Annotated in this window: 37 protein-coding genes; 7 read left to right on the forward strand and 30 right to left on the reverse strand. The window is 44.0% G+C overall.

Features of this window, described 5'->3' with window-relative positions; genetic code table 11:
- Positions 1–95 precede the first annotated feature (95 nt).
- From ACQGQ5_RS09340 to ACQGQ5_RS09465, 26 genes are all read right to left on the reverse strand, one after another.
- On the reverse strand, positions 96–404 hold the full coding sequence (locus tag ACQGQ5_RS09340; RefSeq protein WP_455736246.1) for an HNH endonuclease signature motif containing protein: 309 nt from the start codon (positions 402–404) through the stop codon (positions 96–98).
- Between the two features lie 188 nt (positions 405–592).
- Complete coding sequence (locus ACQGQ5_RS09345) at positions 593–1,681, reverse strand: metallophosphoesterase family protein (RefSeq protein ID WP_455736247.1); 1,089 nt, start codon at positions 1,679–1,681, stop codon at positions 593–595.
- Between the two features lie 227 nt (positions 1,682–1,908).
- Positions 1,909–2,316: a hypothetical protein gene (locus tag ACQGQ5_RS09350; RefSeq protein ID WP_455736248.1), complete on the reverse strand. Its 408-nt coding sequence runs from the start codon at positions 2,314–2,316 to the stop codon at positions 1,909–1,911.
- A gap of 24 nt (positions 2,317–2,340) precedes the next feature.
- Positions 2,341–2,622, reverse strand: coding sequence for a hypothetical protein (locus tag ACQGQ5_RS09355; protein WP_455736249.1), 282 nt, complete (start codon positions 2,620–2,622; stop codon positions 2,341–2,343).
- Positions 2,619–2,903 carry a hypothetical protein gene (locus tag ACQGQ5_RS09360; protein ID WP_455736250.1) on the reverse strand — a complete coding sequence of 95 codons (285 nt, stop codon included), beginning with the start codon at positions 2,901–2,903 and terminating at the stop codon, positions 2,619–2,621. Before ACQGQ5_RS09360 ends, ACQGQ5_RS09355 begins: the two co-directional genes overlap by 4 nt.
- Positions 2,896–3,162, reverse strand: coding sequence for a hypothetical protein (locus tag ACQGQ5_RS09365; protein ID WP_455736251.1), 267 nt, complete (start codon positions 3,160–3,162; stop codon positions 2,896–2,898). The genes ACQGQ5_RS09360 and ACQGQ5_RS09365 overlap by 8 nt, the downstream gene beginning before the upstream one ends.
- Positions 3,159–3,440, reverse strand: coding sequence for a hypothetical protein (locus ACQGQ5_RS09370; protein WP_455736252.1), 282 nt, complete (start codon positions 3,438–3,440; stop codon positions 3,159–3,161). The genes ACQGQ5_RS09365 and ACQGQ5_RS09370 overlap by 4 nt, the downstream gene beginning before the upstream one ends.
- Positions 3,430–3,654 carry a hypothetical protein gene (locus ACQGQ5_RS09375; protein ID WP_455736253.1) on the reverse strand — a complete coding sequence of 75 codons (225 nt, stop codon included), beginning with the start codon at positions 3,652–3,654 and terminating at the stop codon, positions 3,430–3,432. Before ACQGQ5_RS09375 ends, ACQGQ5_RS09370 begins: the two co-directional genes overlap by 11 nt.
- Positions 3,651–3,998, reverse strand: a complete 348-nt coding sequence (locus ACQGQ5_RS09380; RefSeq protein WP_455736254.1) for a hypothetical protein — start codon at positions 3,996–3,998, stop codon at positions 3,651–3,653. Before ACQGQ5_RS09380 ends, ACQGQ5_RS09375 begins: the two co-directional genes overlap by 4 nt.
- The gene (locus ACQGQ5_RS09385) at positions 3,998–4,384 is read right to left on the reverse strand and encodes a hypothetical protein (RefSeq protein ID WP_455736255.1); all 387 of its coding nucleotides are present in this window, start codon (positions 4,382–4,384) and stop codon (positions 3,998–4,000) included. The genes ACQGQ5_RS09380 and ACQGQ5_RS09385 overlap by 1 nt, the downstream gene beginning before the upstream one ends.
- The gene (locus ACQGQ5_RS09390; RefSeq protein ID WP_455736256.1) at positions 4,377–4,949 is read right to left on the reverse strand and encodes an NUMOD4 motif-containing HNH endonuclease; all 573 of its coding nucleotides are present in this window, start codon (positions 4,947–4,949) and stop codon (positions 4,377–4,379) included. The genes ACQGQ5_RS09385 and ACQGQ5_RS09390 overlap by 8 nt, the downstream gene beginning before the upstream one ends.
- A gap of 54 nt (positions 4,950–5,003) precedes the next feature.
- Complete coding sequence (locus ACQGQ5_RS09395; RefSeq protein WP_455736257.1) at positions 5,004–5,966, reverse strand: phosphoadenosine phosphosulfate reductase domain-containing protein; 963 nt, start codon at positions 5,964–5,966, stop codon at positions 5,004–5,006.
- Positions 5,967–6,347, reverse strand: coding sequence for a RusA family crossover junction endodeoxyribonuclease (locus ACQGQ5_RS09400; RefSeq protein WP_455736258.1), 381 nt, complete (start codon positions 6,345–6,347; stop codon positions 5,967–5,969).
- A gap of 4 nt (positions 6,348–6,351) precedes the next feature.
- A complete protein-coding gene (locus tag ACQGQ5_RS09405; protein ID WP_455736259.1) occupies positions 6,352–6,957 on the reverse strand; it encodes a hypothetical protein in 606 nt (201 codons plus the stop codon).
- Between the two features lie 186 nt (positions 6,958–7,143).
- Complete coding sequence (locus tag ACQGQ5_RS09410) at positions 7,144–7,560, reverse strand: single-stranded DNA-binding protein (RefSeq protein WP_455736260.1); 417 nt, start codon at positions 7,558–7,560, stop codon at positions 7,144–7,146.
- Entirely contained in the window at positions 7,561–8,241 is a 681-nt protein-coding gene (locus ACQGQ5_RS09415) for a hypothetical protein (RefSeq protein ID WP_455736261.1), read from the reverse strand.
- On the reverse strand, positions 8,214–8,855 hold the full coding sequence (locus ACQGQ5_RS09420) for a putative HNHc nuclease (RefSeq protein WP_455736262.1): 642 nt from the start codon (positions 8,853–8,855) through the stop codon (positions 8,214–8,216). Before ACQGQ5_RS09420 ends, ACQGQ5_RS09415 begins: the two co-directional genes overlap by 28 nt.
- A gap of 16 nt (positions 8,856–8,871) precedes the next feature.
- Positions 8,872–9,570: a phage recombination protein Bet gene (bet, locus tag ACQGQ5_RS09425; protein ID WP_455736263.1), complete on the reverse strand. Its 699-nt coding sequence runs from the start codon at positions 9,568–9,570 to the stop codon at positions 8,872–8,874.
- Positions 9,570–10,493 carry a DUF1351 domain-containing protein gene (locus tag ACQGQ5_RS09430; RefSeq protein ID WP_455736264.1) on the reverse strand — a complete coding sequence of 308 codons (924 nt, stop codon included), beginning with the start codon at positions 10,491–10,493 and terminating at the stop codon, positions 9,570–9,572. Before ACQGQ5_RS09430 ends, bet begins: the two co-directional genes overlap by 1 nt.
- Before the next feature lie 8 nt (positions 10,494–10,501).
- The gene (locus tag ACQGQ5_RS09435) at positions 10,502–11,158 is read right to left on the reverse strand and encodes a lambda-exonuclease family protein (RefSeq protein ID WP_455736310.1); all 657 of its coding nucleotides are present in this window, start codon (positions 11,156–11,158) and stop codon (positions 10,502–10,504) included.
- A 69-nt stretch (positions 11,159–11,227) separates the two neighbouring features.
- Positions 11,228–11,413, reverse strand: coding sequence for a hypothetical protein (locus ACQGQ5_RS09440; protein WP_455736265.1), 186 nt, complete (start codon positions 11,411–11,413; stop codon positions 11,228–11,230).
- Positions 11,410–12,234 carry a pentapeptide repeat-containing protein gene (locus ACQGQ5_RS09445; RefSeq protein WP_455736266.1) on the reverse strand — a complete coding sequence of 275 codons (825 nt, stop codon included), beginning with the start codon at positions 12,232–12,234 and terminating at the stop codon, positions 11,410–11,412. The genes ACQGQ5_RS09440 and ACQGQ5_RS09445 overlap by 4 nt, the downstream gene beginning before the upstream one ends.
- A gap of 29 nt (positions 12,235–12,263) precedes the next feature.
- A complete protein-coding gene (locus tag ACQGQ5_RS09450; protein ID WP_455736267.1) occupies positions 12,264–12,572 on the reverse strand; it encodes a hypothetical protein in 309 nt (102 codons plus the stop codon).
- Between the two features lie 211 nt (positions 12,573–12,783).
- Positions 12,784–12,972, reverse strand: a complete 189-nt coding sequence (locus ACQGQ5_RS09455) for a hypothetical protein (protein ID WP_455736268.1) — start codon at positions 12,970–12,972, stop codon at positions 12,784–12,786.
- A 350-nt stretch (positions 12,973–13,322) separates the two neighbouring features.
- A complete protein-coding gene (locus tag ACQGQ5_RS09460; RefSeq protein ID WP_455736269.1) occupies positions 13,323–14,102 on the reverse strand; it encodes a phage antirepressor in 780 nt (259 codons plus the stop codon).
- A gap of 24 nt (positions 14,103–14,126) precedes the next feature.
- Positions 14,127–14,297: a helix-turn-helix domain-containing protein gene (locus tag ACQGQ5_RS09465; protein WP_455736270.1), complete on the reverse strand. Its 171-nt coding sequence runs from the start codon at positions 14,295–14,297 to the stop codon at positions 14,127–14,129.
- Between the two features lie 224 nt (positions 14,298–14,521).
- Here ACQGQ5_RS09465 and ACQGQ5_RS09470 point away from each other — a divergent pair, with 224 nt between their 5' ends.
- From ACQGQ5_RS09470 to ACQGQ5_RS09500, 7 genes are all read left to right on the forward strand, one after another.
- On the forward strand, positions 14,522–14,881 hold the full coding sequence (locus ACQGQ5_RS09470) for a helix-turn-helix domain-containing protein (RefSeq protein ID WP_455736271.1): 360 nt from the start codon (positions 14,522–14,524) through the stop codon (positions 14,879–14,881).
- Between the two features lie 6 nt (positions 14,882–14,887).
- A complete protein-coding gene (locus ACQGQ5_RS09475; protein WP_455736272.1) occupies positions 14,888–15,133 on the forward strand; it encodes a hypothetical protein in 246 nt (81 codons plus the stop codon).
- 117 nt (positions 15,134–15,250) lie between these two features.
- Entirely contained in the window at positions 15,251–15,775 is a 525-nt protein-coding gene (locus ACQGQ5_RS09480) for a hypothetical protein (protein WP_455736273.1), read from the forward strand.
- Between the two features lie 21 nt (positions 15,776–15,796).
- On the forward strand, positions 15,797–16,603 hold the full coding sequence (locus ACQGQ5_RS09485; protein WP_455736274.1) for a 3'-5' exonuclease: 807 nt from the start codon (positions 15,797–15,799) through the stop codon (positions 16,601–16,603).
- 119 nt (positions 16,604–16,722) lie between these two features.
- A complete protein-coding gene (locus ACQGQ5_RS09490; RefSeq protein WP_455736275.1) occupies positions 16,723–17,910 on the forward strand; it encodes a tyrosine-type recombinase/integrase in 1,188 nt (395 codons plus the stop codon).
- 215 nt (positions 17,911–18,125) lie between these two features.
- Positions 18,126–18,692, forward strand: a complete 567-nt coding sequence (locus tag ACQGQ5_RS09495; RefSeq protein WP_455736276.1) for a class I SAM-dependent methyltransferase — start codon at positions 18,126–18,128, stop codon at positions 18,690–18,692.
- A 304-nt stretch (positions 18,693–18,996) separates the two neighbouring features.
- Complete coding sequence (locus ACQGQ5_RS09500; RefSeq protein ID WP_455736277.1) at positions 18,997–19,146, forward strand: hypothetical protein; 150 nt, start codon at positions 18,997–18,999, stop codon at positions 19,144–19,146.
- 646 nt (positions 19,147–19,792) lie between these two features.
- On the opposite strand, the gene ACQGQ5_RS09505 is transcribed toward ACQGQ5_RS09500, so the two are convergent.
- From ACQGQ5_RS09505 to dagF, 4 genes are all read right to left on the reverse strand, one after another.
- Entirely contained in the window at positions 19,793–20,155 is a 363-nt protein-coding gene (locus tag ACQGQ5_RS09505; protein WP_455736278.1) for a VOC family protein, read from the reverse strand.
- 571 nt (positions 20,156–20,726) lie between these two features.
- The gene (locus ACQGQ5_RS09510; RefSeq protein WP_455736279.1) at positions 20,727–21,167 is read right to left on the reverse strand and encodes a hypothetical protein; all 441 of its coding nucleotides are present in this window, start codon (positions 21,165–21,167) and stop codon (positions 20,727–20,729) included.
- 290 nt (positions 21,168–21,457) lie between these two features.
- On the reverse strand, positions 21,458–21,715 hold the full coding sequence (locus ACQGQ5_RS09515; RefSeq protein WP_455736280.1) for an HPr family phosphocarrier protein: 258 nt from the start codon (positions 21,713–21,715) through the stop codon (positions 21,458–21,460).
- 93 nt (positions 21,716–21,808) lie between these two features.
- Positions 21,809–22,543, reverse strand: coding sequence for a 2-dehydro-3-deoxy-phosphogluconate aldolase (gene dagF, locus ACQGQ5_RS09520; RefSeq protein ID WP_455736281.1), 735 nt, complete (start codon positions 22,541–22,543; stop codon positions 21,809–21,811).
- Between the last annotated feature and the right edge of the window lies 1 nt (position 22,544).

Genomic DNA, 22,544 nt, shown 5'->3' on the forward strand with positions numbered 1-22,544 from the left:
CATCACTTCCTTTTGGGGTAGGGGGGTCATACGCGCGACCCGTGTGTTTTTTGGAGGCTCACCACCGGTGCCGCCCCTCTCGCTACGCCTTGTTTTTATGGGGGGGAGTATGGCACTATCTGTCCGTCCTCATCAAAAATATAATTTATCGTCACGCTCTCGCCAAAGTGTTCGACGTTGTGGCAGTCTTGGCACAGCGCTTCGAGGTTGTCCCAGTTCAGCGTCACGTCGGGGTTATTGATGTTATCAGGCGTTATGTATGTCTTATGATGGACTATCTTTGCCGGTACAATCTCACCCTTTGCAAGACACCTCTCACATAGCGGATGCGCTGCCGTGTATGCCCGGCGCAGTTTCTTCCACTGCTTCCCGTTGTAAAACCATTCAGCGTACTGCATTGCCATATCTGTGCCTCCTGATCTCCCCCCTTATCATCCTGTACTCAGCCTGTTCAGACTCGTCCCTATTCACTGTGCAAAGTTGTGCCAGCCTTTTTGTCAGCTCATTCACACTCTTCTGACAGCGTGGCATTGAGCAGGACGGGACAGCAGTTATTTTGATTTGACTGTACGGGCAGTTATCACAGATCATTTTAATAGTCCTCATTGGTCATATCGTAGTACGGAATAAATTTTGGAGATAACTCCGTGATGGTTCCGTCAGGCTTGCACTTAATCGTTATAATCCATCCTCCGACTACTGCGTTCAAATGCTTGCCCAGTTCAAAGTTGGTTTGTGCTTCAAAGCACGGAACAACAAATGCGTGAATGTTTCGGTACATCATGTAAAACTGTTTATGATAATGTCCGCACATTAAGAGCCGTGGCTTCTTTCCGCCTTGCAAACCGTCAATGTGTTTCTGAAGCTGATAGGATAGTGCGTAGCTGCCTCCATCCAATGGATGAAACAGATCCATGTCGCATTGAGGCGTAAGCCAGATCTTTGCTTTCATGTATCCCAGATATTTCATGTCCGGGCGCTGATCCGCTATTCTCTTTCCAATGTCGGAACCGCCGTTTTTAATGTGAGTCGCATCATGATTGCCCGTGATGAATTTTGTAGTGACCCCGTCACGCTTTGGATATTTGTCAATTATGTACTCGGCCTGCTCGTCAAATCCAATCTTAAACAGTTCATAAATGTGTTCCGGCCTGTTTTTGTAATAGCCATCTGAAATGTCGCCACAATGATAAATTGTCGATATTCCTTGTCTTTGGCATCTATCGTAAAAATCATTCAGATAGGTTAGCTGCTGAGATTTATTGCAAAGGTGCGTGTCCCCAATCACTCCGAATGTGATTTCCGTCTCTCCGCTATAGTCCTCATGTAATTCATTGCTGCTGGCTACCGCTGCTTTCTCAAGCCAAATCAAGTTGCTGGCTTCGGTAATGTTATACCCGTCAGAAGAAAGCCTGTCACAAGCCCTCACAAATGAAGTAATAGACATATGCAGTATATCCGCGTCCTGTTGTGCTGTCCTCTTTACCTTTAAAACAGATAGTATCTGGTCGTCAGCAACTTCTTTGTCCTCTTTCGCTCTATTCCGAAACGGAGCGCGAATCTTTTCCCGGATCTGCGTTTCCGTCAGCCCCGGAAATTTTGGCGCAAGTTTTCTGGCTATTTCAGTCCACGACATATTCTCTTGAAATTTTAGCCGTTCAACTTCTTTTTTCCAGTCCAAATTTACGCCTCCATTTTAAGCATAACAAAAGCGCCCACCAATTAAGGAGAGCACCGAGTGTGGCGTCAGCATCCGGTTCATGCGCCGCAGCCAACTCATTCCGAATTGGCCTTTATGCTGGCATATTGCGCCGTCGATTGTGGCGGCGCTATGAGAAGGAGGAACTATTTTCCTATAAGCAATTTTTCACTATGTCCATTATACCCCCTTGATTTTGTTTTTAGGTATCATATTTCGTTTAGGTTTTCTGCGACCGCCATTAAAAACGTTTTTCTCAGCCGCTTCATACTGATAACAGCCATCGGCAAATTTATATCATCCATCCTGATGTTTTCAAAGAAATTCAGCCGAATAAACTCTCTTTGCCACGGCTCCGCGAATATTGCCCATGCTTGCTCTACGGCCTTGATCTTGCGCTCATTCTCTGCCTGCCGCAAAATTATCCTCTCAGCCTTTCGCCCTGTCGTGTCGCTTGTCCCGCTCCCATGAGGTTGCCCATCTGAAGCGGGCGATTCGTGGATAATATCGTTTTCGATTTCCTGCCGTCTGCGGAGCATGGCATAATAGGACTTTGCCACGTTTACCGCGGTACGATAAACATCGTTCGGCAGGCTTATGTATTTGGGGTTATACATCCACATCACCTCTATCTTTTGCGCTCATGCATCCTCCTTGTCAAACGGCAGTTTTAATTCTTTAATTACCCGGTCAATGTGATCCCAGAATATTTCGTCATTTTCTGCCTCTGCCGATAGATTTGATATTTCACACAATAGTTCTGCCAGCCGGTCATGGCCAAAATTATACTTCTGGTGTAGTGCTACGCACATCAGTTTAAAGAATCGGCGCATTGTCTGTTCTTTTTGAGTGTCAAGATATTCGTTCAATGTTTTGGCCTGATTCCGCGTTACTTTGTGCTTTACGGGGATATGGCAGTTCATTGAGTTTCACGCTCCTTTAGCGCTTTCTCCGCTTCGGGGCGGGTTAAAAAGACGGTTTTGCCAATGTCATTTAACATTCTAATGCTGAAATGCAGAGATACTATTTCTCGTGTTAATCCGCTACCAGAAATGTATGTTGTATAAACCGTATCTCCCACCTTGCACGGCAGCACCTTAATTAATCCCTCGCCATACTGCTGAAACAGTTCCGGCAGCAGATAGAGGGCGGCTGCGGGGTTCTCGGTATAGGTGGCGCGGAGGGTTTGGATAATGTCAGGCATTGTTATCATTCATCCTCTCGATTAATTTTGGAAGTCCTTTTTTCACTAATTCTGTAGAAGCCCTATCTACAATTTTTTCGATTATTTCATCTTTGTGGGAATAGACATAATCTTTCACAGACTGTTCTACACCTTTTCTAATTCCCCATTTTGTATCAGACGATTCCGCACTATATGTCCTTGCCATAGAAGAAGCAATTTTTTCAATAACTAATTTTGCAATATCGTCTTCATTTATGGTAATTACAATATCTTTCATTCCGCCCCGTCCTTTCTCACGCCGAAACTACAAAAATCGGTATCCATTTTTACGCTGCCGACATTGGGGTTGCGGCACATTCCGTAGTTATGCACACTGTCGTTTTCCCAGAATTCGCATTTTTTACAATGCACCACCGGCCTTAATTCCCCGGATGCAACACGGCGGAGAATGGCGGCGGCAGCGGATAAAACGCGTATGTCATTATCAGATTCTATGTGAGAATCAAGATATAAAAGTGTTTCCGCAACCTCTGCGTGATTCATTTCATTTGGCATTGGGCGCCTCCAAATAATCTTCCGGTAACTTTAATTTTGCTTCAATGCTTATTGCACCCAATTTAGCCGCTCTTTTAACGATGCAATTCGCACATAGCAGACCTTCATGCTCAGGGAAAACTAAATCCCATTGATCGTTTGGTAACGTCAAATCAACCCAGTTAGTGCCTCCATATGGCATACCACAATCATAGCATTTTGCTTTATCTCTCATTTCTTCCCCTCCTGTTCCTGCGCCTTACGAATGAAATAATCCGGTGCAAATACTTTTTCAACCGGCGACAGATTGAGTTCAGCACACGCCAGTTCCAGCGCCCGTTTCAGCGTAGCTTTTTCGGTTGTCAATCGTATAAAATCGTCAACATGGTCTTGATGAGAATCCTGCAATTCGGCTTTCAGTGCGGTATTTTCTTTCATTAGCCGTTCCACCTCGGCAAGCAGTTTTTTCCCGTAAAGTCGCAACTTTGCTATCTCAGATATGCGCAAGTCCCTATAATCGTCTGTCAACATTTCTGTTGTAAAAGCCGCCTTGATCTCTGCAAGATATTTAGCGTCCATCACTTTTCCTCCAGTTCCGGCTTGCGGGCGTAGGCATTGGCTACTCCGCGGTTGAAATCTTGCTCTGTATACAACCAATTTTTGGCCTGATGCACAGCGCATGGGTATACTTGCAAGATACACTTAGTTGCGCGCACAAAGCACCAATGCGCCTTTGGGGGCCAGTCAACATTTCCCTCAAAAACCGCCCACACCGGCTCCCCGTCCATCTGCCTAAGCTGTTCCAACGTCAGCGCCTTGTTTTGCGGGGCGGGGCGGCGGTCTATAATATCAGCCGCCCATAATATCAATTCGTCAAGACCGGGTATTTGGCAATGCCCTTTCCATTTGCGTAATTTTTGAGAAACTTCTTCGTCCGTATATGGGCACGGTTTTAATTCATCCATTAGATTTCACTTGCCTTTCTTCCTTACGTAAGGAAAATTTAAATTTAATTTTATGAGCCGTTTTTCTTTTGCCATTGCAGCAATAGCCAATTGCATTCCCTCCAAAAGCGTAGTATCTTCCCGCTTCAGATATACTGCTAAATGTTTTACCATCATCTAGGCAAGTCACTGGTTTTGCGTGGCCACAAAGGCTATGAGAAAATGCATGAATAGTGTTTTCTTTTGGAGTGACCCATTCGAGATTCTCCGCATTGTTATTTTTCTTGTTACCGTCAATATGATTTACTTGGGTTTTACCGTTTTCTCTATAAACAAAAGCATTGGCTACAAGTCGATGAACAAAAAGCGAGCGCACGCAATTTTCTTTTGACAAACTAACCCTTTGGTAATTCACTCTACTTTTGTTCGCATCACACAGCGCTAAAACCTTTCCTTTCATATGCTTCATCTTTCTTGTTCTAACGTTATAAACATTTCTGTCTAACGATCGAACGCGGCCTTGATTACTTACCTGATATAAACCTTCATATCCGTGAATATCTTTCCAAACTTCTGGATTCATCATAGTCCCTCCATCGTCATGGAGGCGGCGCGCCTTTAAACCGGTACCTATGACTTTTTATTTGTGAGATTTAAATTCCCGATACATGCGGGTGTACTTGTAACTGTCTGCAAAGATGTTGTTTACTGCTCCGTACAACTTCGGCTCATACTGCTGAATTAGCTTAAGCTCTTCCTCAAATCGGCTTCCAAACGGGCATCCTGCGCATCCAGTCCGAATCATACCCCAAACGCAATAACAATCTGAGTGCTGGACGCAGTAATGTTTTTCGTAGTCCCGTTTATCTGCATCGCTGACGAAAAACAGAGGCCGGTATGCCGCGATATTGTCTTCCTTTGATGGAGTAAAACAACTGGAGTTAATTGTTGCCCTTGCGCCCCCCTCGGCTCGGCGTTCACCTGTGATTTTCAGATCGGCTGCGAATTCCGTATCGCATAGGTGCGCAGTTTTCTTTTTTGCGCCTGTACAACATTCCTTTGAGATTTTGAACCACGGCGGATGCGCGATCATGAACTCCTTTAGCAGCTTATTTCTGGAAATATTAAAGCTGCTTTTTTCTCCGAACCGATTGCACCACCAGCGTAATGCTGCTTTGCATTTTGGATATTCTGCATAGAGTTCTTCAAACGGCTTATCTTCCCACTTGAAATTGTGGCGTTGTAACCTTTCAATGAATTCTGAAACTTGTTTTGATAAAAACGGTTGCCCGTGCTTTTTGCATCCCAATGGAACCGGCACAACTGCGGGACGCCGCTCAATGGTAATGCCGTATTTCTCTTGCAAATAATCAAGATGCCTCTTTGTAGCCTGAGTCTCAATTCCGGTATCGAAAAACACGTATGTAACGGTGTGTGGGGCAATTTTCTCGATTACATCCATCATGATGTCGCTGTCGCTTCCGCCACTGATGGAACAAACTGGGCGGATAAAGGTATCTAGTTTCGCATTCATGGTCATAATCATTTTTTGGATAGTTGCAATTTGAGGAGCTGCTTCTAATAGTTTTTCAATATCATTCATTCAAGCATTCCCAACCTCCGTTATGGTGACTTCCGTGCGGGGTCTGTCCTTATCGTACAATACTCTGCTACCGTCCGTCGTAACAACAATCTTGCAATTATCATCTGCCAAAACATGTGCTTTGACTAAAACGTCCTGAATTGCTTCGATAAGGTTTACAAGGTCTACACGGCGCTGTGACGGCATGAAAAATTTTGCGCATAAATTCACCGGACAATCAATATTGAGCTTGTATCGCGAAGATATGAACATAAGACAAGCGTTCTCATAAGCTATGTATTGGTCTGACTGTGCAATAAACGGTTTACCGGTTTTGTGGTTGCGCCTGATCTGTTGATGGTTCTTTTTCGTAACCGGCGCTATTGATATCGTAAATTTCATATGCTCACTTCCTGTCAAAATTTCCGAATACGTCGGAATTTTCATAGAGGTCAATATCGTAAGACGGTTTATGTTCTGGCTTGCCGCGGTTGTCATAATTGCCCTCGATGATCTTTTTCCAATTCTCAGGCTTCAGAATCCAATCAAATGAGCAGCCTGACCATTTGCCGTTTCTGCCGGAAAGAAAATCACTTTTTTCAATCCGTTCAAAAACAGCGCCCATTTCTTCAACAGACATTTTCTTATCGCGGATCCGTTTCTTCCGTCCATCCGACCAGTTTTCAGCATCTTCCGGCTTAGGCAATGAGGGGCAAAATTTTAAAAATGCGTCGCGATAGTCACTATATATTATCTTTATTGCTTTATTGCTTTCTTTAGCTTTCTTCAATTGATGTTGGTCGCATGTTGATGGCATGTTAGTGGCATGTTGGTCGTATGTTAATTCGCATGTTGGCTGCTGATATAAATCATAGTTTTTTATAGTCACAATGCTATATTCAGCAGTTGCGATGCATGTTATTTCGCCTGTTGATTTTAAGTGATTTATCGCTGTCCTTGCCTGTTGCACTGGCATATGTATTTCCTTTGCAAGTTTCACATAGGAAAACACTCTCTGCCCCCTCTGAATAGTAATTCCATGCCATTGTTTAGGTTCATAATTTGCGGTTAAGATCAAATGTAAAAACACAGATTTTGTATTTATATCGTCGTACCACTCCCATTTTAAAAATGACCGGTACAGTCTGACATATCCAGAATCAAGCAATTAATCACCTTGCTTTCACGCTTTAACACACTAAAATGGAAGATCATCATCAACGGGCATTTCTTCAAAATCTCCCGTGTCACCTCTCGCTGGTTCAACGTCTGCCGAACCGCGTTGATATGTGTTATTGTTGCTTTCCTTCTTCTCTGCAAAATGCACATTGTTTGCGACGACTTCAAACGCTTTGCGCTTGTTTCCGTCCTTGTCGGTATAGGTACGCGTCTGAATGGAACCTTGCACAATGATTGCTGAGCCTTTTTTGAACCACTTGCAGACTAGTTCCGCCGTTCCGCGCCAGCACACTACGTCGATAAACGACGTTTTCTTTTTGTCCCCGTTTCCCTGATCGTTGGCAATGGTGAATGATGCAACCGCAATATCATTTGGAGTATGTCTCAACTCCGGGTCTGCACAAATTCTACCTTGAACGATTCCAACATTTAGCATTTATATTGCTCTCCTTATGTTTCTGTTATTTAGATTTGGCTGCATGAACATTTTGTTTTTAGGCCAATTATTTGAGATTCTCCACCGCAGTGTTGCAGCAGAAATTCCAACTTTACGCGCCCATTCTGAAACCGGAAGTGTTTGGCCATAAATTGTTAAGTATATCGTATTTCTACGATTATTTTCCTGCTCTTCATAGGTAGACCATTTGCAGTTTTGCGGTTCATAATTTCCGTTACAATCAATGCGGTCAATGGTAAGGTTATCTAAATATCCGTTCCGAAAAGCCCAGATCTGGAAGCAATGGAAATCATGCAGCCATTCATTGCATACTGTTATTCCGCGCCCTCCATAGTCCTTGTAAGCAACGTTTTTACGGTTGTAGCATCTGCTTTTCATTGCACACCAAATGGTCCATAGCCGTGTTCTGGACATGCCGTGTTTAGGCGAATTGTTGTGGGGAGCAGTTTCTTTTCTAAAGCATCCACAACTTTTTGTTTTCCCGGAAGTCAAACTGTCTGCTAAAATTGTCTTAATGTTTCCGCATTCGCATTGACATATCCATTGCGCTTTTCCTCTTTTGTCATTGTTTGCTCTGTCTATTACTGTAAGTCTGCCAAACGTTTTTCCTAAGAGTGGTTTTAGATTCATGCCTATCCTTTCAGCCGCAAAACGCGGCACAAATAATCGTCCAATTTGATTCCAAAAACCTTGTATTTCTCGCAAAACGTGTCTTTACCGATTGCGTGAAACTCGGTGTGATGTGTCCTGCAGAGCGGAAGAACATGCATACCTTTGTGAACGATTTCTTTTCGATTTCTTCCACTGCCGACTGCATCGACGTGGTGTAATTCAGCTTTCTTGCCACACAGAGCGCACTTTTTATTTGCAAGGCAACAATACAAATACCGTGCAATATCCGGCGAACGGTCAAGCAAGCTGTCCTCCGTGGGTATATCCTGCTCGATACAAAATTCAATCAGAAAATTAAGAAATTCGTTTGCCGTGGTCATATCTGCATCTGCAAGAGAAAAGTAATCACACCCTGTTTTTGCTATAAAATCGTACTTCATGAGTGCTTTTATTTCGTCTGGCAAATGCCCTGACCATATGGAAATATCTCTCATTGTGGCATAGATTTTCTTGCGCTGATCTGCACTGACTGTCCGGCCGTCGTCAAGCCTTATTTCGCACTCGGTAATCTCACGTTTTGTAAGAATATAATCATCGGAAAACGGGGCGACTATCGTTAATGCCTGTCCGTCAAACCCGCTTATGTAGCCTTTGATATTCACCCCGTATCACTCCTTTTTATGCTAATGGGTCGGGTTCTTGCGGCTGCGTAGCCTGCGCCGGTGCGTCAACAATTTTGCTTTCATCAATCGGAGTTTCGTCTAAAATTTGGTTGCCAGTGTCAACTTCCTCTGCCGAATACATGCCAGAGAAGTCCTCTGGGAACGCTTCGCGGAGTGCTTGCACCAGTGCAACCTTGCGAATCATGGTTGCCGGCTTCTTTGACCATTGCCCGTTCACTTCGCCGTCTTTTTTCATGCCGATGTATTCAGACAGGGAAACGGTAATTTCGACCGGCTCAACATAATCTTTGATGAATACTTTCGCCCATCCACCGACTAACTTTTCATTTTCCAGTACAAGCGTACCGATACGATTTTCAAGGGCTCCGTCCTCTTTTTGGACTACTACGCCTGCCTGTTGCCCTGCATAGTCCTTGTTGCGGCGTGCGCGTTTGGTAAATACTTCTTTACCGGTTACCATCGTAGCGGGCTGATTTCCGCCGTATTTGATAAGGTACGCTTCGCGGAGAAACGGGTTTAAATGCTGAAAGCGGCACAAATTAAGGAACATCACAATTTCCTGATCGCTGACATTCCCGCCGCCGGAAACAAGATAATTTCTGATTATTGCCGGTGAAAGTTTTACCTTTTCACCGCTTACCTCGTATTCAACGATTTTGCTTTCCTGCTGTTTTGCCAATGAATTGTTTACCATTATTGCAAATCCTCCCTTTTAGCCCATCCGTATTTAATTCCGTACTTCGTGCACAACGCGCCCATTTCGTGGCGGAAGTCTGCCGTTGTGTCGTGAAACGTGACGCTTATAGTCTTTCGCGGCTCATCGGGTACTATCGGTTGCGGACATTCGTCCGGCTCAGGTATGTACGACTGCTGAGGCTGTGCGGCCTGCGTAGGCTCTGAAAAAGTCGTTTCAATAACTTGCGGAGCAGGCTGTTTTGATTCTTCTGCGGCCTTTTCTGCGGCGGCTTTGCGTTGTGACTCTTCGTATTCTTTCAAACGCTTCTGCTGTTCCTCCCAACGCGTTTTCTCTGCCATTGCAGCGCTCATATCAAGCGTGCGGAGGAAAGTGTCAAGCATCTGCTGTTCGCACTCTACGCCAAAAGCCTTGATAATGTTGATGTCATTTTTCACCTTGAAAATGGTTTTCGTGATTTCGTCGGCGATATCAGCCATTTTGTAACCGGAATTGAGCCATTTCGGATTGTAGATTTTTTCGAGCGGAAGAAGCGTTTCCAGCTCATGAATATTTGCAAGGTAAAAAGCTTTAATCTGCCCCTCTTTCTCTGCTTTTTTCTGTTCGTCAAAAACTTTAAGCTGGGTATCAATAGCAGTGATCGGTTCGTCTATCATGCCAATTAATTCCTTGACCTTTTTTTCAAAGTCCTCAAATGGTGTAAGACAATCCTTTTTGACTTCCTTGCGCTTGTCGTCTAGGGCAGTTTTTAGCTTATTCAGCTTTGCACGGTCGTCCTTTGCACTTTTGATGCTATCCTCGGTGACAACCAGCGCGTTGTAATATTTCAGCTTTTCGGACAGCTCCGTTTTAAGTTGCTCGTGGTTAAAATCAATCTGCTTTGGCAGTTCTTTTGCCAAATCGGTAGTCATTATTAGTTCCATATTTCCTCCTAGATTTCCGGCAGGATAAGCGCCGGTTTAATATCGTTTTGTACGCAATCCCAAAACACTTTTTCGCGTTCTGCAAGCCAGTTTATATCGTCTATAACGTCAACACGCTCAATAAAATAGTGCCGAATATACACGCTTAATTCACCGTCGCGCCATGCTTTGATCTGTGCTTTCAATACTGAAAAATCGTATCCGGTCGCCAAAAGTTGATGAACAACTTGTATGTAATAATGTTGCGGAATTCGGTTGTTCCATTCCTCCCACTGGCCGGCACGCATGATCTCCGCTGTTTTGATTTCGAGAACCCCACGGCGGCTGGAAGATTTCTCCGTCAGTGCGCCATCCAGTGTAGCAAAGGCGAACGGGCAATCGGGGTTATTGCGAATCATGCCAAACTCGTCATAGTCAACCCTATACTCTGGGAAGTCCAGAGAAAACAGAGCGCGCAAATGCCTCTCGGCTTCTTTGCCGTACTGGACATAAGGCTTATCGGATATATCCGGCGCAATTCGTCTGCCGGTCTTTTCCTCCCATAATTGGACGTTTGACTTATAAGGCGACATTCCAACGATTGCAGCGGCTTCACTCGCTCCGACACCGTTTATTCGCGCTTTTATCCAATCGTCATGGTTCGTCGGCTGATTCATCTGCACCATCCTTTTCAAATGGATCCGGCCCCTCCTGCCGGTCATACTCGGCTTGCGCCGCGTCTAGTCCGTGATCGTTCATTTTGCAATACCCTCCAAGACTTTGATGGTTTCGTCCATCGTCTGCGGCACGACCGGTACACAGTTTTTATACTTTTGGCACTCGCCATACCAATAACTGGATGATTCCGTTTGCTCTGCCAGCTTGTCCTCAAGCTCAATGATTTTTTCTGCTTGTCGGGCAATGATTTCTTTGTCGGTCATTTCACTACCTCCAACAGCCTTACCTTTTCGCAACGGATTTTCCCGTCGGTATTGTAAGGCACGACAACCCCCGCAAGCCACGGCCATTCAATCAGGACTTTCCAAATGTCACCGTTATGGATTCTGCGCACCCAATCGAGCGGAGCAACATTAATTCCGCATCCGCAATCGTTTGTACGGTTTGGATTAACGTTTTCGATAATTACGCTGTCGGGTTCGATCTTCCACTTATCCGGCGCACGATACTGAGAATTGAAAGTTTTATATGCAATATAGCCTTTATCCGTGCGTTCAAAATGAGCATCGATAAAGCCAATAGAAGAAAGCAGCCCCTTGGCACCGCTCAGGTTGGCATCGCTCAGGTTGGCATCGCTCAGGTCGGCATCGCTCAGGTCGGCACCGCTCAGGTTGGCACCGCTCAGGTCGGCATCGCTCAGGTCGGCATCGCTCAGGTCGGCACCGCTCAGGTTGGCACCGCTCAGGTCGGCATCGCTCAGGTCGGCACCGCTCAGGTCGGCATCGCTCAGGTCGGCATGTTGCCCACCCGACTCTCCTGCTAAATACTTTTTATGTAGGTCAAGGATCCCTTGCAGCCGTTCGCCCGTCAATGGGTCTTCATGCCGTACAAAATCAAAACATTTTTCGTCAACATTCCATTTGTCACCAATGTGGGAAGAATCTTTGTGAATCAAAACCCTGACCTTTATATTTGGCTCATTAACTTCAACAACACGGCCCTCGGCCATATCTTGATTTGTAATGCTGTAACAACTGGATTTTTTATTGCCTTTGACGATATCTCCAATTTGAAATTTACTCATAGTTGACAAATCCTCGCTTTCAGATATAATTAGATTGAAATATTTTCTACTGCGCCGCTTTCAGTTTGCAGACTGAGGGCGGCTTTTTTCTTTGCGTACTCCTTGCGCCTTAACGCGTTCCGGTGTTCTCTCCTTTCCGCGTCAGTCAGCTTTACGCGCTTTGTCGGCTTGATTATAATGTCTTTCTTTTGCTTGCCGCCGGACGTATATTTGGTACAATTTGGTCCTGCATGGCATCCGCGCGGATGTCCGGTATAATACATATAATCACAAGTGCTGCATTCTCCCGGAGCATTTGAGCGGTAAATACATCCTTTGCAGTAAACCGGAGCACTCATGTTCTCGCCTTCTTACTTGCTCTGCGGTGGGTATCCAGCATAATTCGACGAGAAGTTGTCATCAAAAAGTCGTCCAACGCCTTTTCGCGGTCTTTTGCAGCTTTAATCTCGGCCTTTTCATTGTCGCTCTCGGTTTTCCATTCTTTCCACGTCGGGCAGCCTGAGTGGCATCCTATGTAACGGCCAGTACAATCCTTGCAGGGTGGCTGCGTCATAATAACCTCTCCCCCTCGCTTACTATGTATCCGACTAATCCGATCGCCATGCAGGCGGCAGAAGCGGCGCACAGATATACAAGTTGATTAAGCGTTATCCGATCTGCATCAGAGGCACCGGCTACGAAAAACATGCCAGCAAAGCCGATAAATGCAAGTGCGGTAAAAATTACTGATTTACGCATGACTTGTCCTCCTTCAAAATTCCTGCCCTGACCAGCTTTGCCCTGGCATCACATGTCGGACAGACATATCCGGTTCTGGGTATGTGCTGAAAGATACTGACGTTCCATGATTTTCCGCAGCGGGTGCAGACGGCGGTCATGAGGCTTGCACCTCGATTCTTAATGTCCCTCTCTGATATGCTACCAATAGGCCGGGGCTGATATGATATGACCAGTTTGATTTCCCCTTATCCGCCGTACCATACGGACAGGCATGGCTTTGCAAAATTCCGTAAATATGTAGGTAAGACACACCGAGATATGCCGCTGCCGTCTTTACCGGAACATTGTCCATTGCAAGAATTTCTTCATCAGTAGGCTTCACAATCTTCACCGCCTAAAAATTTGTTGATGAAATATTGCTGGCCTTTCCCGGTTACCTTTGTTGTACGATTGACCGTTACATGGCCATCAGAATGGGTAATTGCGGTTTCCTTTACCCTAAACAAACCCATCTCCATGCTTTTCTGTGTGGGAGCGTTGTAATCAGTGCCTTTTCTACGGATAAGATAACCGTTTTCGCGGAGCCACCCAAATAGCCGCTTTTCGCCGATATCAACGCCGTTCTGCTTAATCACCTTTGCCAACTCTCCAATTAGCATCGGGCTTTCACTCGTGGCAACCGCATCGGCAAACAATACTTTGGGCTTGTCCGATTCAACTTTTGATTCAAGTACTTTGCGCTGTTCCTGCTCTTTTTTCAGTTCGGTAAGAAGCTTGATTCCAAATTCCGGGGAAGAAATCATTTTGTCGAGCGTGTCCGGTGTTGCATATGCGCCGTGTTCCAAAACGGACGGGATGACTTCATCAAAAATCCAACTTTCAAACTTGTCCGCTCCGGGAAGTTGGCTGCTGGCAGCAAGGCGACATAAATCCCCTTTTGAAATAAAGTTCAACTGCTGGATTCCTCCGGCTGTAAGGGTTTCCCGTTTCGTTACACCCTTGCAATGGTCTGATACGGCTTTGCTGGGGTTTGCGTACCCAAGCGCTTTCGCGGTATCAGACCCACAGAATAAAACTGAACCGTCGGGCTCTTTGAATGTGCGAATTTCTCCGAATTCGTTACTTTTGAAAATTTGTAAATCGTTCATGAAATTCCCCTTTCTATGTAAGTTTTAAGCGGTTTTACGTCCTTTTTCAAACGCGTCTATATCTTCCTGCCGGATTCTATAATCACGCCCAATTTTGATTGCCGAAAGCTTTTTTCTGCGAATCCAATCCCACACAGTTAAGGTTTTAACCTTATATCTTGTGGCAATTTCTTCACAGGTAAAATATTCAGACATAAAATTCCTCCTTCCCATTAAAAAATACTTGCGTTTACTTCGGTTTTGTGATATACTTCGATTGTCGGTAAAAGTAAATCATAATTCGAAGTAGTACGGATTTCGTTTTGTATTGCTTCGTATTTCGTGGTATGCTTATAATATACAACGGGTTTCGTTGTATGTCAATAGGTTTGCTACGAAAATCGTTATACTATTTTAAGTTTGTAAAGGATTAACGAAAAATGTATGAAATTTTTGAGCAACTTTTAAAACGTCGAGGCATTACGCCTTATCGAGTCCATAAAGAAACTGGAGTTCCACAAAGCACATTAAGTGATTGGAAAAACGGTAGGGGTGTTCCTAAGATTGATAAACTCCAAAAAATTGCAGATTATTTTGGGGTGACCGTTGATTATCTCATTAATGGCAACGATCAAAAAGAAAAGCCCCTCGTCAATAATGACGAAGAGCTTACTGAATATCTTGAAGAACTGAAGACCAGACCGGAAATGAAAATGCTTTTTAATCTCGCCAAGGGTGCGACAAAAGAGGATGTTGAAAAGGCTGTTAAAATTGTAGAAGCTTTTTTAAAAAAGGACTGATAAACCTTGGGTGATACGTTTATACATTTGTTACCGCTCCCAGCCAAAGTGTACGCGCTTACGATTCCTGACGAGTGCGGTAATTTTACAATAATCATTAATTCTGAATTAGACGATTTGCTGCAGAGGAGAGCGCTTGAACATGAATTAAAACACGTCGCATTAGACCATTTTTATGATGAAAACGATGTTGCTCAAGATGAAAGAGAAGTGGAGGGGAAAGCTAAAAATGGCAATTTAATTGCAATATAAAAAGCCCACACGTTACCGCAAATAACGTGTGGGCTAAAGTGAAAAACTCCAACAGGGAATTCTCCAAATACATTGTAGCATATTGATAAAATATGTCAATTATTGGAGGAAGGAAAAATGTATAGCGACGATAGTATTGTTCAAACAATACACGATATGATTAAGCCGGAATATCTCGCAAATTCAAGAATGTATCTGACTATTAATAAATCAAATTACAATAGCATCAATGTGATCTCTGACAAAACACCGTATCGGGATTCAGCAACCGGAGAATTGCTATTTGCAAGGCTTAAGACAAGCGGTTCTTCAACCTATGTTTCGTTCAACAAAACGTATAAAGAATTATTTATCAAAAAAGGAATTGCTGTCACGACAATAAAATCTGATCCAAATTTCATTCGTATAAATTTAGATATATTTTCACCGATTTCCGGTTATTTGGAAGCATTGCCCGAAATATTCAACCAAATATTCATCGATATTTTTTCGTTTCCTGCTTTTGGCTGCTGCTCAAAGTATGTAGAGTGCAGTGATGCAAAACGCTGTTTGCACGAGGACATAGCCTATGCTACAGCTTGCCAGTATAGAGCCAATCTTGAATCTGGAAGAATATTTTACGGCAAAAACAAAAACATTTAAATAACTGGAGAGGTAAAATATATGCTTGAGCCTGACTGTGAATGGACAAAGTTTGCTTCGGACGACGAAAAATTGGAGAAATACAGGGAGTGGGGGTTTATTGCTCCAAAGCAGAAATGGTTAAAAACTCTTTTTTACTGTGGTATTTTTTGTGACACTCCCTCTGTATGTGATATTGTCGGTTATATTAACGATTTTATGATTGTAATAAAGGTAAACGATAAGCTGCATACGATTCAACCGAATTATTTATTGCAAATGCAGAATGCTTCCCCTACAGCTTACCCTGATAAATACATAGTGCTTGACTTGGAAACTACCGGCTTTAGTCCCAATAAAGATAAAATTTTGGAAATAGCCGCTATAAAATATCAACAAAGCACAGAACTCGAAATCTTTCATACTATGATAAATCCAAATTGCGGTTTAAACCCGTTGGCAAAATCCGTAAATCATATCGATTCTTCTATGATTTGTGATGCTCCCTGCATAGAAGACATTCTTCCGAAATTTATTGATTTTTTGGGTGATCTTCCATTGGTAGCTCACAACGCCACGTTTGATTTGGGATTTCTAAGAAAAGAAGCTCAAGCTGAAGACTTAAAAATTCTAAATACAGTTTTTGATACAGCGAAGCTTGCAAGAGAAGCTTTCCCTAATTTGACAAATTATAAGCTTCAAACCATTATAAAAGAGCTCAATATTAAAATTGAGGATTCTCATAGAGCGCTACCTGATACGCAGGCAACTGCAATAATTTTTCAAAAATGTTTGCAAATACTCTATCCGGCTGTCAAATTTATTTCTACAGCAGAACAGGTAGAGTAATAAAAAAACCGCCCTACCCTGCTCCAACAGGATAAGGCGGCTCACCATCAGCAGGGCTGACAGTACGATTAACGCATTTATATTGTACTCTATCAGCCTTCTTTTTCCAAGGAGGAATTATGAACTGCAAGAAGTGTAAAAAAGAAATTGAGGACGATTTTATTTTCTGCCCTTGGTGCGGGACAAAACAGATTAGAACGCCGCGCCGAACAATTAAGCGCGAAAATCTGACAGGCTCAGTGTACAAGCGCAATGACCGGAAGAATCGCCCGTGGGTAGCATTGACACCGAAAACGCAGCAAATCATCGGGCATTATGAAACGGCGCAACAGGCTAAAGATGCATTGGATGACTACCGCAAAAACCCAACGACGAAGTTAAATATCACGCTTAAACAAATCTACGAGGAATGGATTCCCCTTGGACTAAAAGATAAGTCAAAACAGCTTGCAGACAGTTACAACGCCGCGTGGATTAAACTAAAATCGCTTTATGAGGTCAAGTTTCGCGAACTCCGCACGGCGCAAGTACAGTCAATTATAGACGGTCTGCAAAAGCAACGCCCAAAATTGGGCAAAGATGGGAAACCAGTCATTAAGGACGATCAGCCCGTTATGCTCTCTCCTATGTCATATTCGGCCCTGCATGATATAAAAGTTTTAATGGGCCTGTTGTATAAGTACGCCATGCAGAACGATATTGTAAATAAAAACTATGCTGAATTTTTGGTACTGCCTAAAAAGGTCAGCGGCGTAAAAGACTGTTTCAACGATCTGGAACTTAAACGAATTGAGGGCGCTGCATTTGGCACGGATAAAGTTAATAAAGTACCGTTTGCTGATTGCATACTCTTCATGTGCTACACAGGCCTTAGAATCACTGAATTTTTGACATTAAACAAATTTAGCGTCCACGAAAAAGACGGTGTGTGCGCCCTTTACGGGGGCATAAAGACAGATGCAGGAAAAAACAAGGTTGTACCAGTGCATCATAAAATTAAGCCAATTTTAGCGGACTGGATGAGCAAGGGCGGGGAAACAATTTTCTGCCGCCCGGACGGTACTCCCTACCCGGTAAAATACTTTCGTGAAAGCTGCTTTTATCCTGCGCTTAAAGAAATCGGCATCACCCGAAAATTGACCCCTCATGCCACCAGACGTACGCTCGCGACGCTTATGAGCTCTGCAAACGTTCGCGAGGAAGATTTTATTGCCATGATGGGGCATGCTGATTTCGGCGTGGATATTGATAGCTACATTCTTCAATCAGCTGAAAAACTTCAAAAATCCATAGAAATGATCCCGTAATGTTACTACCGCGTTACTACAAAAGCCCCATGAAACCCGCATGAATACTAGGTTTTCCTTTGACTGGGGGTCAAGAGGCCGTGAGTTCAAGTCTCGCCACTCGGACCATAAAAATCCATGTGTCAGCATTTAAACTGGCACATGGATTTCTTATACCCACTGTGTAATACAATATTTATCAATTATTTTCGTCGTGTAAACAGAGGTGCATCTCAATGTATATGGGCAACTTATCTTATTGGAACGATAAATTTAAAGCAAGAGGTCAGAAATTGATGCAGCCGGAAGGCCGTTTGGTCAGTGATATGCACTTCCTTCCCAAAAGCGGAACGGTTTTGGACTTAGCCTGCGGCGACGGCCGCAACACGGTATTTTTGGCTTCCCACGGTTACAAAGTAACTGCAGTTGATTTCAGTAATATTGCTATTGAAAGATTGTGCCGGTTTGCTTCGGAAAAGCAGTTAGACATCAGCGTACTGCAAAAAAATCTTTGTGCAGAAGAGTCTTATCTTGATTTCGGTGAGTTTGATTTAATCGTGATAAATCACTACCGTTTGGAAGACAATTTTTACCCTATTTTGGAACGGCACTTGAAAAAAGGCGGAGTTCTATGGGTAAATGGTTTTTATGAAGTACCGAAAGATAACCCTGATATTAAAGATAAAGATATGATTGCTCCAATAGATTTCCATGGGTTAAAAGGATCGACTTGCGAGAACAAGACAATCTATGAAATCGGTATGAGAAAATTTATAAGGTATATTTGGAGAAAAGTTTCTTAGCTTCAAACGGAATTCAATACCCTTTCCTGCCAGATTTTCCGGCAGGCTGAGTCTGTATGCCATTCTCGCTCCTCACCCTGCAGACCCATCGATTGATATCCATCTGATCTGCTTCATCGAAAAAAGCCGCAGATTATGGTATAATTGAGCAACCCTGCAGTTTATTAAAAACATCTAAACTGCAAGAGTCATTTCAGAAACATCTGGTAATTTCTGTAATCATATTATAATCACATTTCGGCAATTAATGTTCAGGAAAAATCGGTATAATGAAAGAACATTAATTTGATTGGAGATGTAAACGATGGTAAAAGCAGAGACAAAGGTAGAAACAGCAGAAAAAATAAGGCATATGCTTCAGGAGCTGGGTTGGTCCGACGAAGTAATAAACGACTATCTTGTAAATTCTCCGGACTTAACAACTCAGGTCCCTACAACACCGAAGCAGCAATGACTACATAACATGAAGCTTCCAGGAAGTATATTGCCGGACAATATCTCCCATGCTTTTCCCTTTGAAATCCGCCATTGCCTGAACAGTTTTGTATAAAACAAGAAACCCGGTCCCGAAGGGGTCTTCAATGGATCGAATACGCCGGTCTAATTTTTTGATTTCTTCTTGTGTCATTTTGTTGTTACCCCCTAAAATATTTGTTTCTATTATTATAATTGATTTTTCGTTAATTTTCGACATGTGTAACAGAATGTAACAAATTTATCTTTCGGTAAAAGCGGAAATGTTTCTCCGACAGCAATAAAGCAGCAGCAGAACGGGCTCATCGAGTTCATGGAGTCCCGATGGCCATAAAATCATCCATTTGGCATGTTATCTCGTAGTACAAGTTTCATTATTGAATTTTACCACATAGACTTATATCAGATATGTTAATTCTATGAAAATAAACAGAGCCTGGCAAATATAATAATCCTTCTTCAAATAATGAAATGATGATTTACCACCAATTCCAATCTGAAATAGCAAATAAAAACCCTCTCAGGCGGCAAGACTGAGAGGGCAAATTATTAAGGAAGATATCCGGAGAATCCCCCGTTGGCAAACCGGCCGACGGGGGATTCATCATATTGCCGCGCTGAAAACATCAGGGGTCATTTTCTACAAACTGAATGGAAACACCGTTAGGATCCTTCACGAAAAAGAAAGAGGCCCCCGGTACTTTTGCAGGTCCGCCGAAAGCAGCAAGTTTTTTGGATTTGACCATGGCAAGCGTATCCGCAAGCGATTCCACTTCAAACCCCAAAGAGATACCCTCTTTTTCCGTTCCAACGGGTCTGCCGTTTTGCAGCAGCTCAATCTCAAAGCCGTTTTCGTCTTTCAGAAAAGCGATTTCCGTACCCGGGTTGGGTGAAAAACGCCGCGCAACGGAGAGCCCGACGACCTCCCTGTAAAATTCCACGGACTCGTCCAGTTTCTCCGTCGTAATCGTGCACCAGCAGCAGTTCATAAATTGATCCTTCCCTTCGTGTCTACTGTCTTTTCATGATATTGTCAGTAATTTCAGTATAGCATCGCAGAACTGTATTGTAAAGCTATGCAGACTACTGAAGATATTGCTCCGCCTGTTTCCTTCTCGCCCCGATCAGCTTTATCAAGGACCACATCAGCCAAGCGTGAAAAATAATGATACTGAATCAAGGTCCGGATGAACTTTCAAGCCAATGTCATCCCCGACGTTAATGCATCATATGAGACGCTCCGGGGAAGTACCGAATAAGAACCGATCACGCGAAAGAACGGCCTCAGGTAAATTGCCGCCGGAAGTCTTTGTAATCTCTCTGTACACAAAGGCATATATTGAAATGATCCCAACAGAAAAGAGGTAAATGAATGAGCGGCACTTACAACGTGACTCTGCATACGCCAATGGGGGTCCAAAAGGGAACCGTGACCCTTGTTGACGATCACGGAACGCTAAGCGGCTCTATCCGTTCCATGGGGAGCACAAGCTTTTTCAGAAACGGGAAAGCCCATGGAAATTCCTTTGCGTTTTCCGGAACCCTCAGCCTCGGATTTTTTCAATTAAGGTACCATGCGAAAGGAACCGCAGAAGGGGATATCATCAGAGCTGTTGCCACGACCGATTCCGGAACATTCCAGATAAACGGAACACGGGCGGCATAAAAAATTTTTGAAATGCTGAAAATCCGGCGTTTGCAAAAATCGGCACTCTCAGCCTTAAAAACTGAGAGTGCCGATTTTCCCTGTATTCCAATCAGTCCGATCCGGATATTAAACAACAATCTTGGCATATTATTTTTAAAAGCAAGGTTGGTGCATGTACTTTGACACTGAATATAATCATCGGGTTTATCATTCCGTGGATAACGGCGCTGATCTTCATACGGGAAAGAAAGATCCTGTTTCTGATCGCCCCTTTTTCCTCCGCTATGGCCTTTTTGATTAACGATATCGGATTTCTTTATTACTGGAAGCTGTACCCCTTTCATCTTTATCATCTCGCGTCGCTCCCGTTTACATTGGGGTTATTTTGTGTTTATCCATGTTTTGCAATTGATCTCATACGTAAATATCATTTTTACGACCATGCCGTCTTAATCCTGTCCAGCCTTCTGCTGACTTTAGCGGAAGGCTGCGGAGTTCTCATAAAAAGAGTTTATTATCTGAGCCAATGGAATATTACAGCGACCTTCCTGTCTTACTATATCGCGATTCTGAGTTCTTATATCTTTTATCGGATACTGAAGCGAAACGGATATCTATAGCTGGGGGCTGCAGAAAGCTGTCCTTATAGGTTCTCCCGGAAGAAGCGTTCCAGGGCAGCCGCCGCTTCGGCTTCATCAGGGCCTTCTACGGAAACGCGGATTTTTTCTCCCTGCTTGACCGCAAGCTGCATAACCGCGAAAAGCTTTTTTAAATCAGCGGAGCTTTCGTCTCTGCTGATCGTAACGGAAGAGCTGTATTTTTTTGCTTCCTTTGCAAGAGCGCCTGCCGGACGGGCATGGATTCCCATCTCATCCTGTACGGAATAGTAAAATTCTTTCATAGGTAATCTCCTTTTGCAGTAAAATGATATTGATGACAAACAGGATCCCCGGTGAATTTACCGCCGGGGATCCTGCGCCGTCATTGTGTAAAATTACTTTACCAGCTCGGTAATGATCGCATAGAGCTTACGGACATCCTCAATTCTGGTGTCCCCCGTTTCCTGATCGATGATGGAGGAATAGACATGAGGGATGATTTTCGGCACCCCGGCATCCAGAACGATCTGCAGAATCTCTCCGAAGTTTTCCGTGGTGATTCCTCCGGTGGGTTCCAGCCCGAAATGCGCGTCGGCACAGGCCTTCGCCACCTTCGCTAGCTCATCCCGCACCTTCAGACCGCCCATCGGGAAATATTTGAGCGAATCCACTCCCTGCTCCTTCGCCATGGCGATCGCCGTGGCAACCGGCGCAATCACGGGTTCCAGCTTCCCGCTTACCGGACCGGTTGAAATGCGCACATAGCCCGGCCTGCCGCAGGGGGACACCATCGCGTTCAGGAAAGGACCCTCCCCGGTCTTGCCGCGGGTAAACCCCGTAGCCGTAAAGGTCTGATTGATGTGTTTGGGAATGATCTGGGAAGAAATTTCAGCCACCGCGCGCCACTGGTTCGGATTTCCGGCGCCAAGCCCGACGGAAATGTTGTTGTCCACCGCTTTCTGATAAATTTCCATATCCTTCACCGCGCTGGCGACATCGGGATAATTGGCGGACAGAATCCCCACGACCACATGGCCGTTTGCCGCTTCCAGAATTTCCCGGGCGTTGCGCACGGAATTGGTCAGGCAGTTCAGCGCGACGCGGCCTTTGTAAAATTGAATTTCGTCCATA

The organism is Caproiciproducens sp., assembly GCF_053840905.1.

What these genes read in the sequence shown, in the direction of transcription:
- ACQGQ5_RS09485 (WP_455736274.1), top strand. Translation starts at nt 15,797, where the DNA reads ATGCTTGAGCCTGACTGTGAATGGACAAAGTTTGCTTCGGACGACGAA.
- ACQGQ5_RS09470 (WP_455736271.1), top strand. Translation starts at nt 14,522, where the DNA reads ATGTATGAAATTTTTGAGCAACTTTTAAAACGTCGAGGCATTACGCCT.
- ACQGQ5_RS09350 (WP_455736248.1), bottom strand. Translation starts at nt 2,316, where the DNA reads ATGTATAACCCCAAATACATAAGCCTGCCGAACGATGTTTATCGTACC.
- ACQGQ5_RS09435 (WP_455736310.1), bottom strand. Translation starts at nt 11,158, where the DNA reads ATGGTGCAGATGAATCAGCCGACGAACCATGACGATTGGATAAAAGCG.
- dagF (WP_455736281.1), bottom strand. Translation starts at nt 22,543, where the DNA reads ATGGACGAAATTCAATTTTACAAAGGCCGCGTCGCGCTGAACTGCCTG.
- ACQGQ5_RS09360 (WP_455736250.1), bottom strand. Translation starts at nt 2,903, where the DNA reads ATGCCTGACATTATCCAAACCCTCCGCGCCACCTATACCGAGAACCCC.
- ACQGQ5_RS09460 (WP_455736269.1), bottom strand. Translation starts at nt 14,102, where the DNA reads ATGAACGATTTACAAATTTTCAAAAGTAACGAATTCGGAGAAATTCGC.
- ACQGQ5_RS09500 (WP_455736277.1), top strand. Translation starts at nt 18,997, where the DNA reads ATGGTAAAAGCAGAGACAAAGGTAGAAACAGCAGAAAAAATAAGGCAT.
- ACQGQ5_RS09490 (WP_455736275.1), top strand. Translation starts at nt 16,723, where the DNA reads ATGAACTGCAAGAAGTGTAAAAAAGAAATTGAGGACGATTTTATTTTC.
- ACQGQ5_RS09445 (WP_455736266.1), bottom strand. Translation starts at nt 12,234, where the DNA reads ATGAGTAAATTTCAAATTGGAGATATCGTCAAAGGCAATAAAAAATCC.
- ACQGQ5_RS09455 (WP_455736268.1), bottom strand. Translation starts at nt 12,972, where the DNA reads ATGCGTAAATCAGTAATTTTTACCGCACTTGCATTTATCGGCTTTGCT.
- ACQGQ5_RS09370 (WP_455736252.1), bottom strand. Translation starts at nt 3,440, where the DNA reads ATGCCAAATGAAATGAATCACGCAGAGGTTGCGGAAACACTTTTATAT.
- ACQGQ5_RS09440 (WP_455736265.1), bottom strand. Translation starts at nt 11,413, where the DNA reads ATGACCGACAAAGAAATCATTGCCCGACAAGCAGAAAAAATCATTGAG.
- ACQGQ5_RS09355 (WP_455736249.1), bottom strand. Translation starts at nt 2,622, where the DNA reads ATGAACTGCCATATCCCCGTAAAGCACAAAGTAACGCGGAATCAGGCC.
- ACQGQ5_RS09365 (WP_455736251.1), bottom strand. Translation starts at nt 3,162, where the DNA reads ATGAAAGATATTGTAATTACCATAAATGAAGACGATATTGCAAAATTA.
- ACQGQ5_RS09395 (WP_455736257.1), bottom strand. Translation starts at nt 5,966, where the DNA reads ATGAATGATATTGAAAAACTATTAGAAGCAGCTCCTCAAATTGCAACT.
- ACQGQ5_RS09340 (WP_455736246.1), bottom strand. Translation starts at nt 404, where the DNA reads ATGGCAATGCAGTACGCTGAATGGTTTTACAACGGGAAGCAGTGGAAG.
- ACQGQ5_RS09410 (WP_455736260.1), bottom strand. Translation starts at nt 7,560, where the DNA reads ATGCTAAATGTTGGAATCGTTCAAGGTAGAATTTGTGCAGACCCGGAG.
- ACQGQ5_RS09390 (WP_455736256.1), bottom strand. Translation starts at nt 4,949, where the DNA reads ATGATGAATCCAGAAGTTTGGAAAGATATTCACGGATATGAAGGTTTA.
- ACQGQ5_RS09400 (WP_455736258.1), bottom strand. Translation starts at nt 6,347, where the DNA reads ATGAAATTTACGATATCAATAGCGCCGGTTACGAAAAAGAACCATCAA.
- ACQGQ5_RS09380 (WP_455736254.1), bottom strand. Translation starts at nt 3,998, where the DNA reads ATGGACGCTAAATATCTTGCAGAGATCAAGGCGGCTTTTACAACAGAA.
- ACQGQ5_RS09430 (WP_455736264.1), bottom strand. Translation starts at nt 10,493, where the DNA reads ATGGAACTAATAATGACTACCGATTTGGCAAAAGAACTGCCAAAGCAG.
- ACQGQ5_RS09505 (WP_455736278.1), bottom strand. Translation starts at nt 20,155, where the DNA reads ATGAACTGCTGCTGGTGCACGATTACGACGGAGAAACTGGACGAGTCC.
- ACQGQ5_RS09495 (WP_455736276.1), top strand. Translation starts at nt 18,126, where the DNA reads ATGTATATGGGCAACTTATCTTATTGGAACGATAAATTTAAAGCAAGA.
- ACQGQ5_RS09515 (WP_455736280.1), bottom strand. Translation starts at nt 21,715, where the DNA reads ATGAAAGAATTTTACTATTCCGTACAGGATGAGATGGGAATCCATGCC.
- ACQGQ5_RS09510 (WP_455736279.1), bottom strand. Translation starts at nt 21,167, where the DNA reads ATGATAAAGATGAAAGGGGTACAGCTTCCAGTAATAAAGAAATCCGAT.
- ACQGQ5_RS09375 (WP_455736253.1), bottom strand. Translation starts at nt 3,654, where the DNA reads ATGAGAGATAAAGCAAAATGCTATGATTGTGGTATGCCATATGGAGGC.
- ACQGQ5_RS09465 (WP_455736270.1), bottom strand. Translation starts at nt 14,297, where the DNA reads ATGTCTGAATATTTTACCTGTGAAGAAATTGCCACAAGATATAAGGTT.
- ACQGQ5_RS09385 (WP_455736255.1), bottom strand. Translation starts at nt 4,384, where the DNA reads ATGGATGAATTAAAACCGTGCCCATATACGGACGAAGAAGTTTCTCAA.
- ACQGQ5_RS09480 (WP_455736273.1), top strand. Translation starts at nt 15,251, where the DNA reads ATGTATAGCGACGATAGTATTGTTCAAACAATACACGATATGATTAAG.
- ACQGQ5_RS09450 (WP_455736267.1), bottom strand. Translation starts at nt 12,572, where the DNA reads ATGAGTGCTCCGGTTTACTGCAAAGGATGTATTTACCGCTCAAATGCT.
- bet (WP_455736263.1), bottom strand. Translation starts at nt 9,570, where the DNA reads ATGGTAAACAATTCATTGGCAAAACAGCAGGAAAGCAAAATCGTTGAA.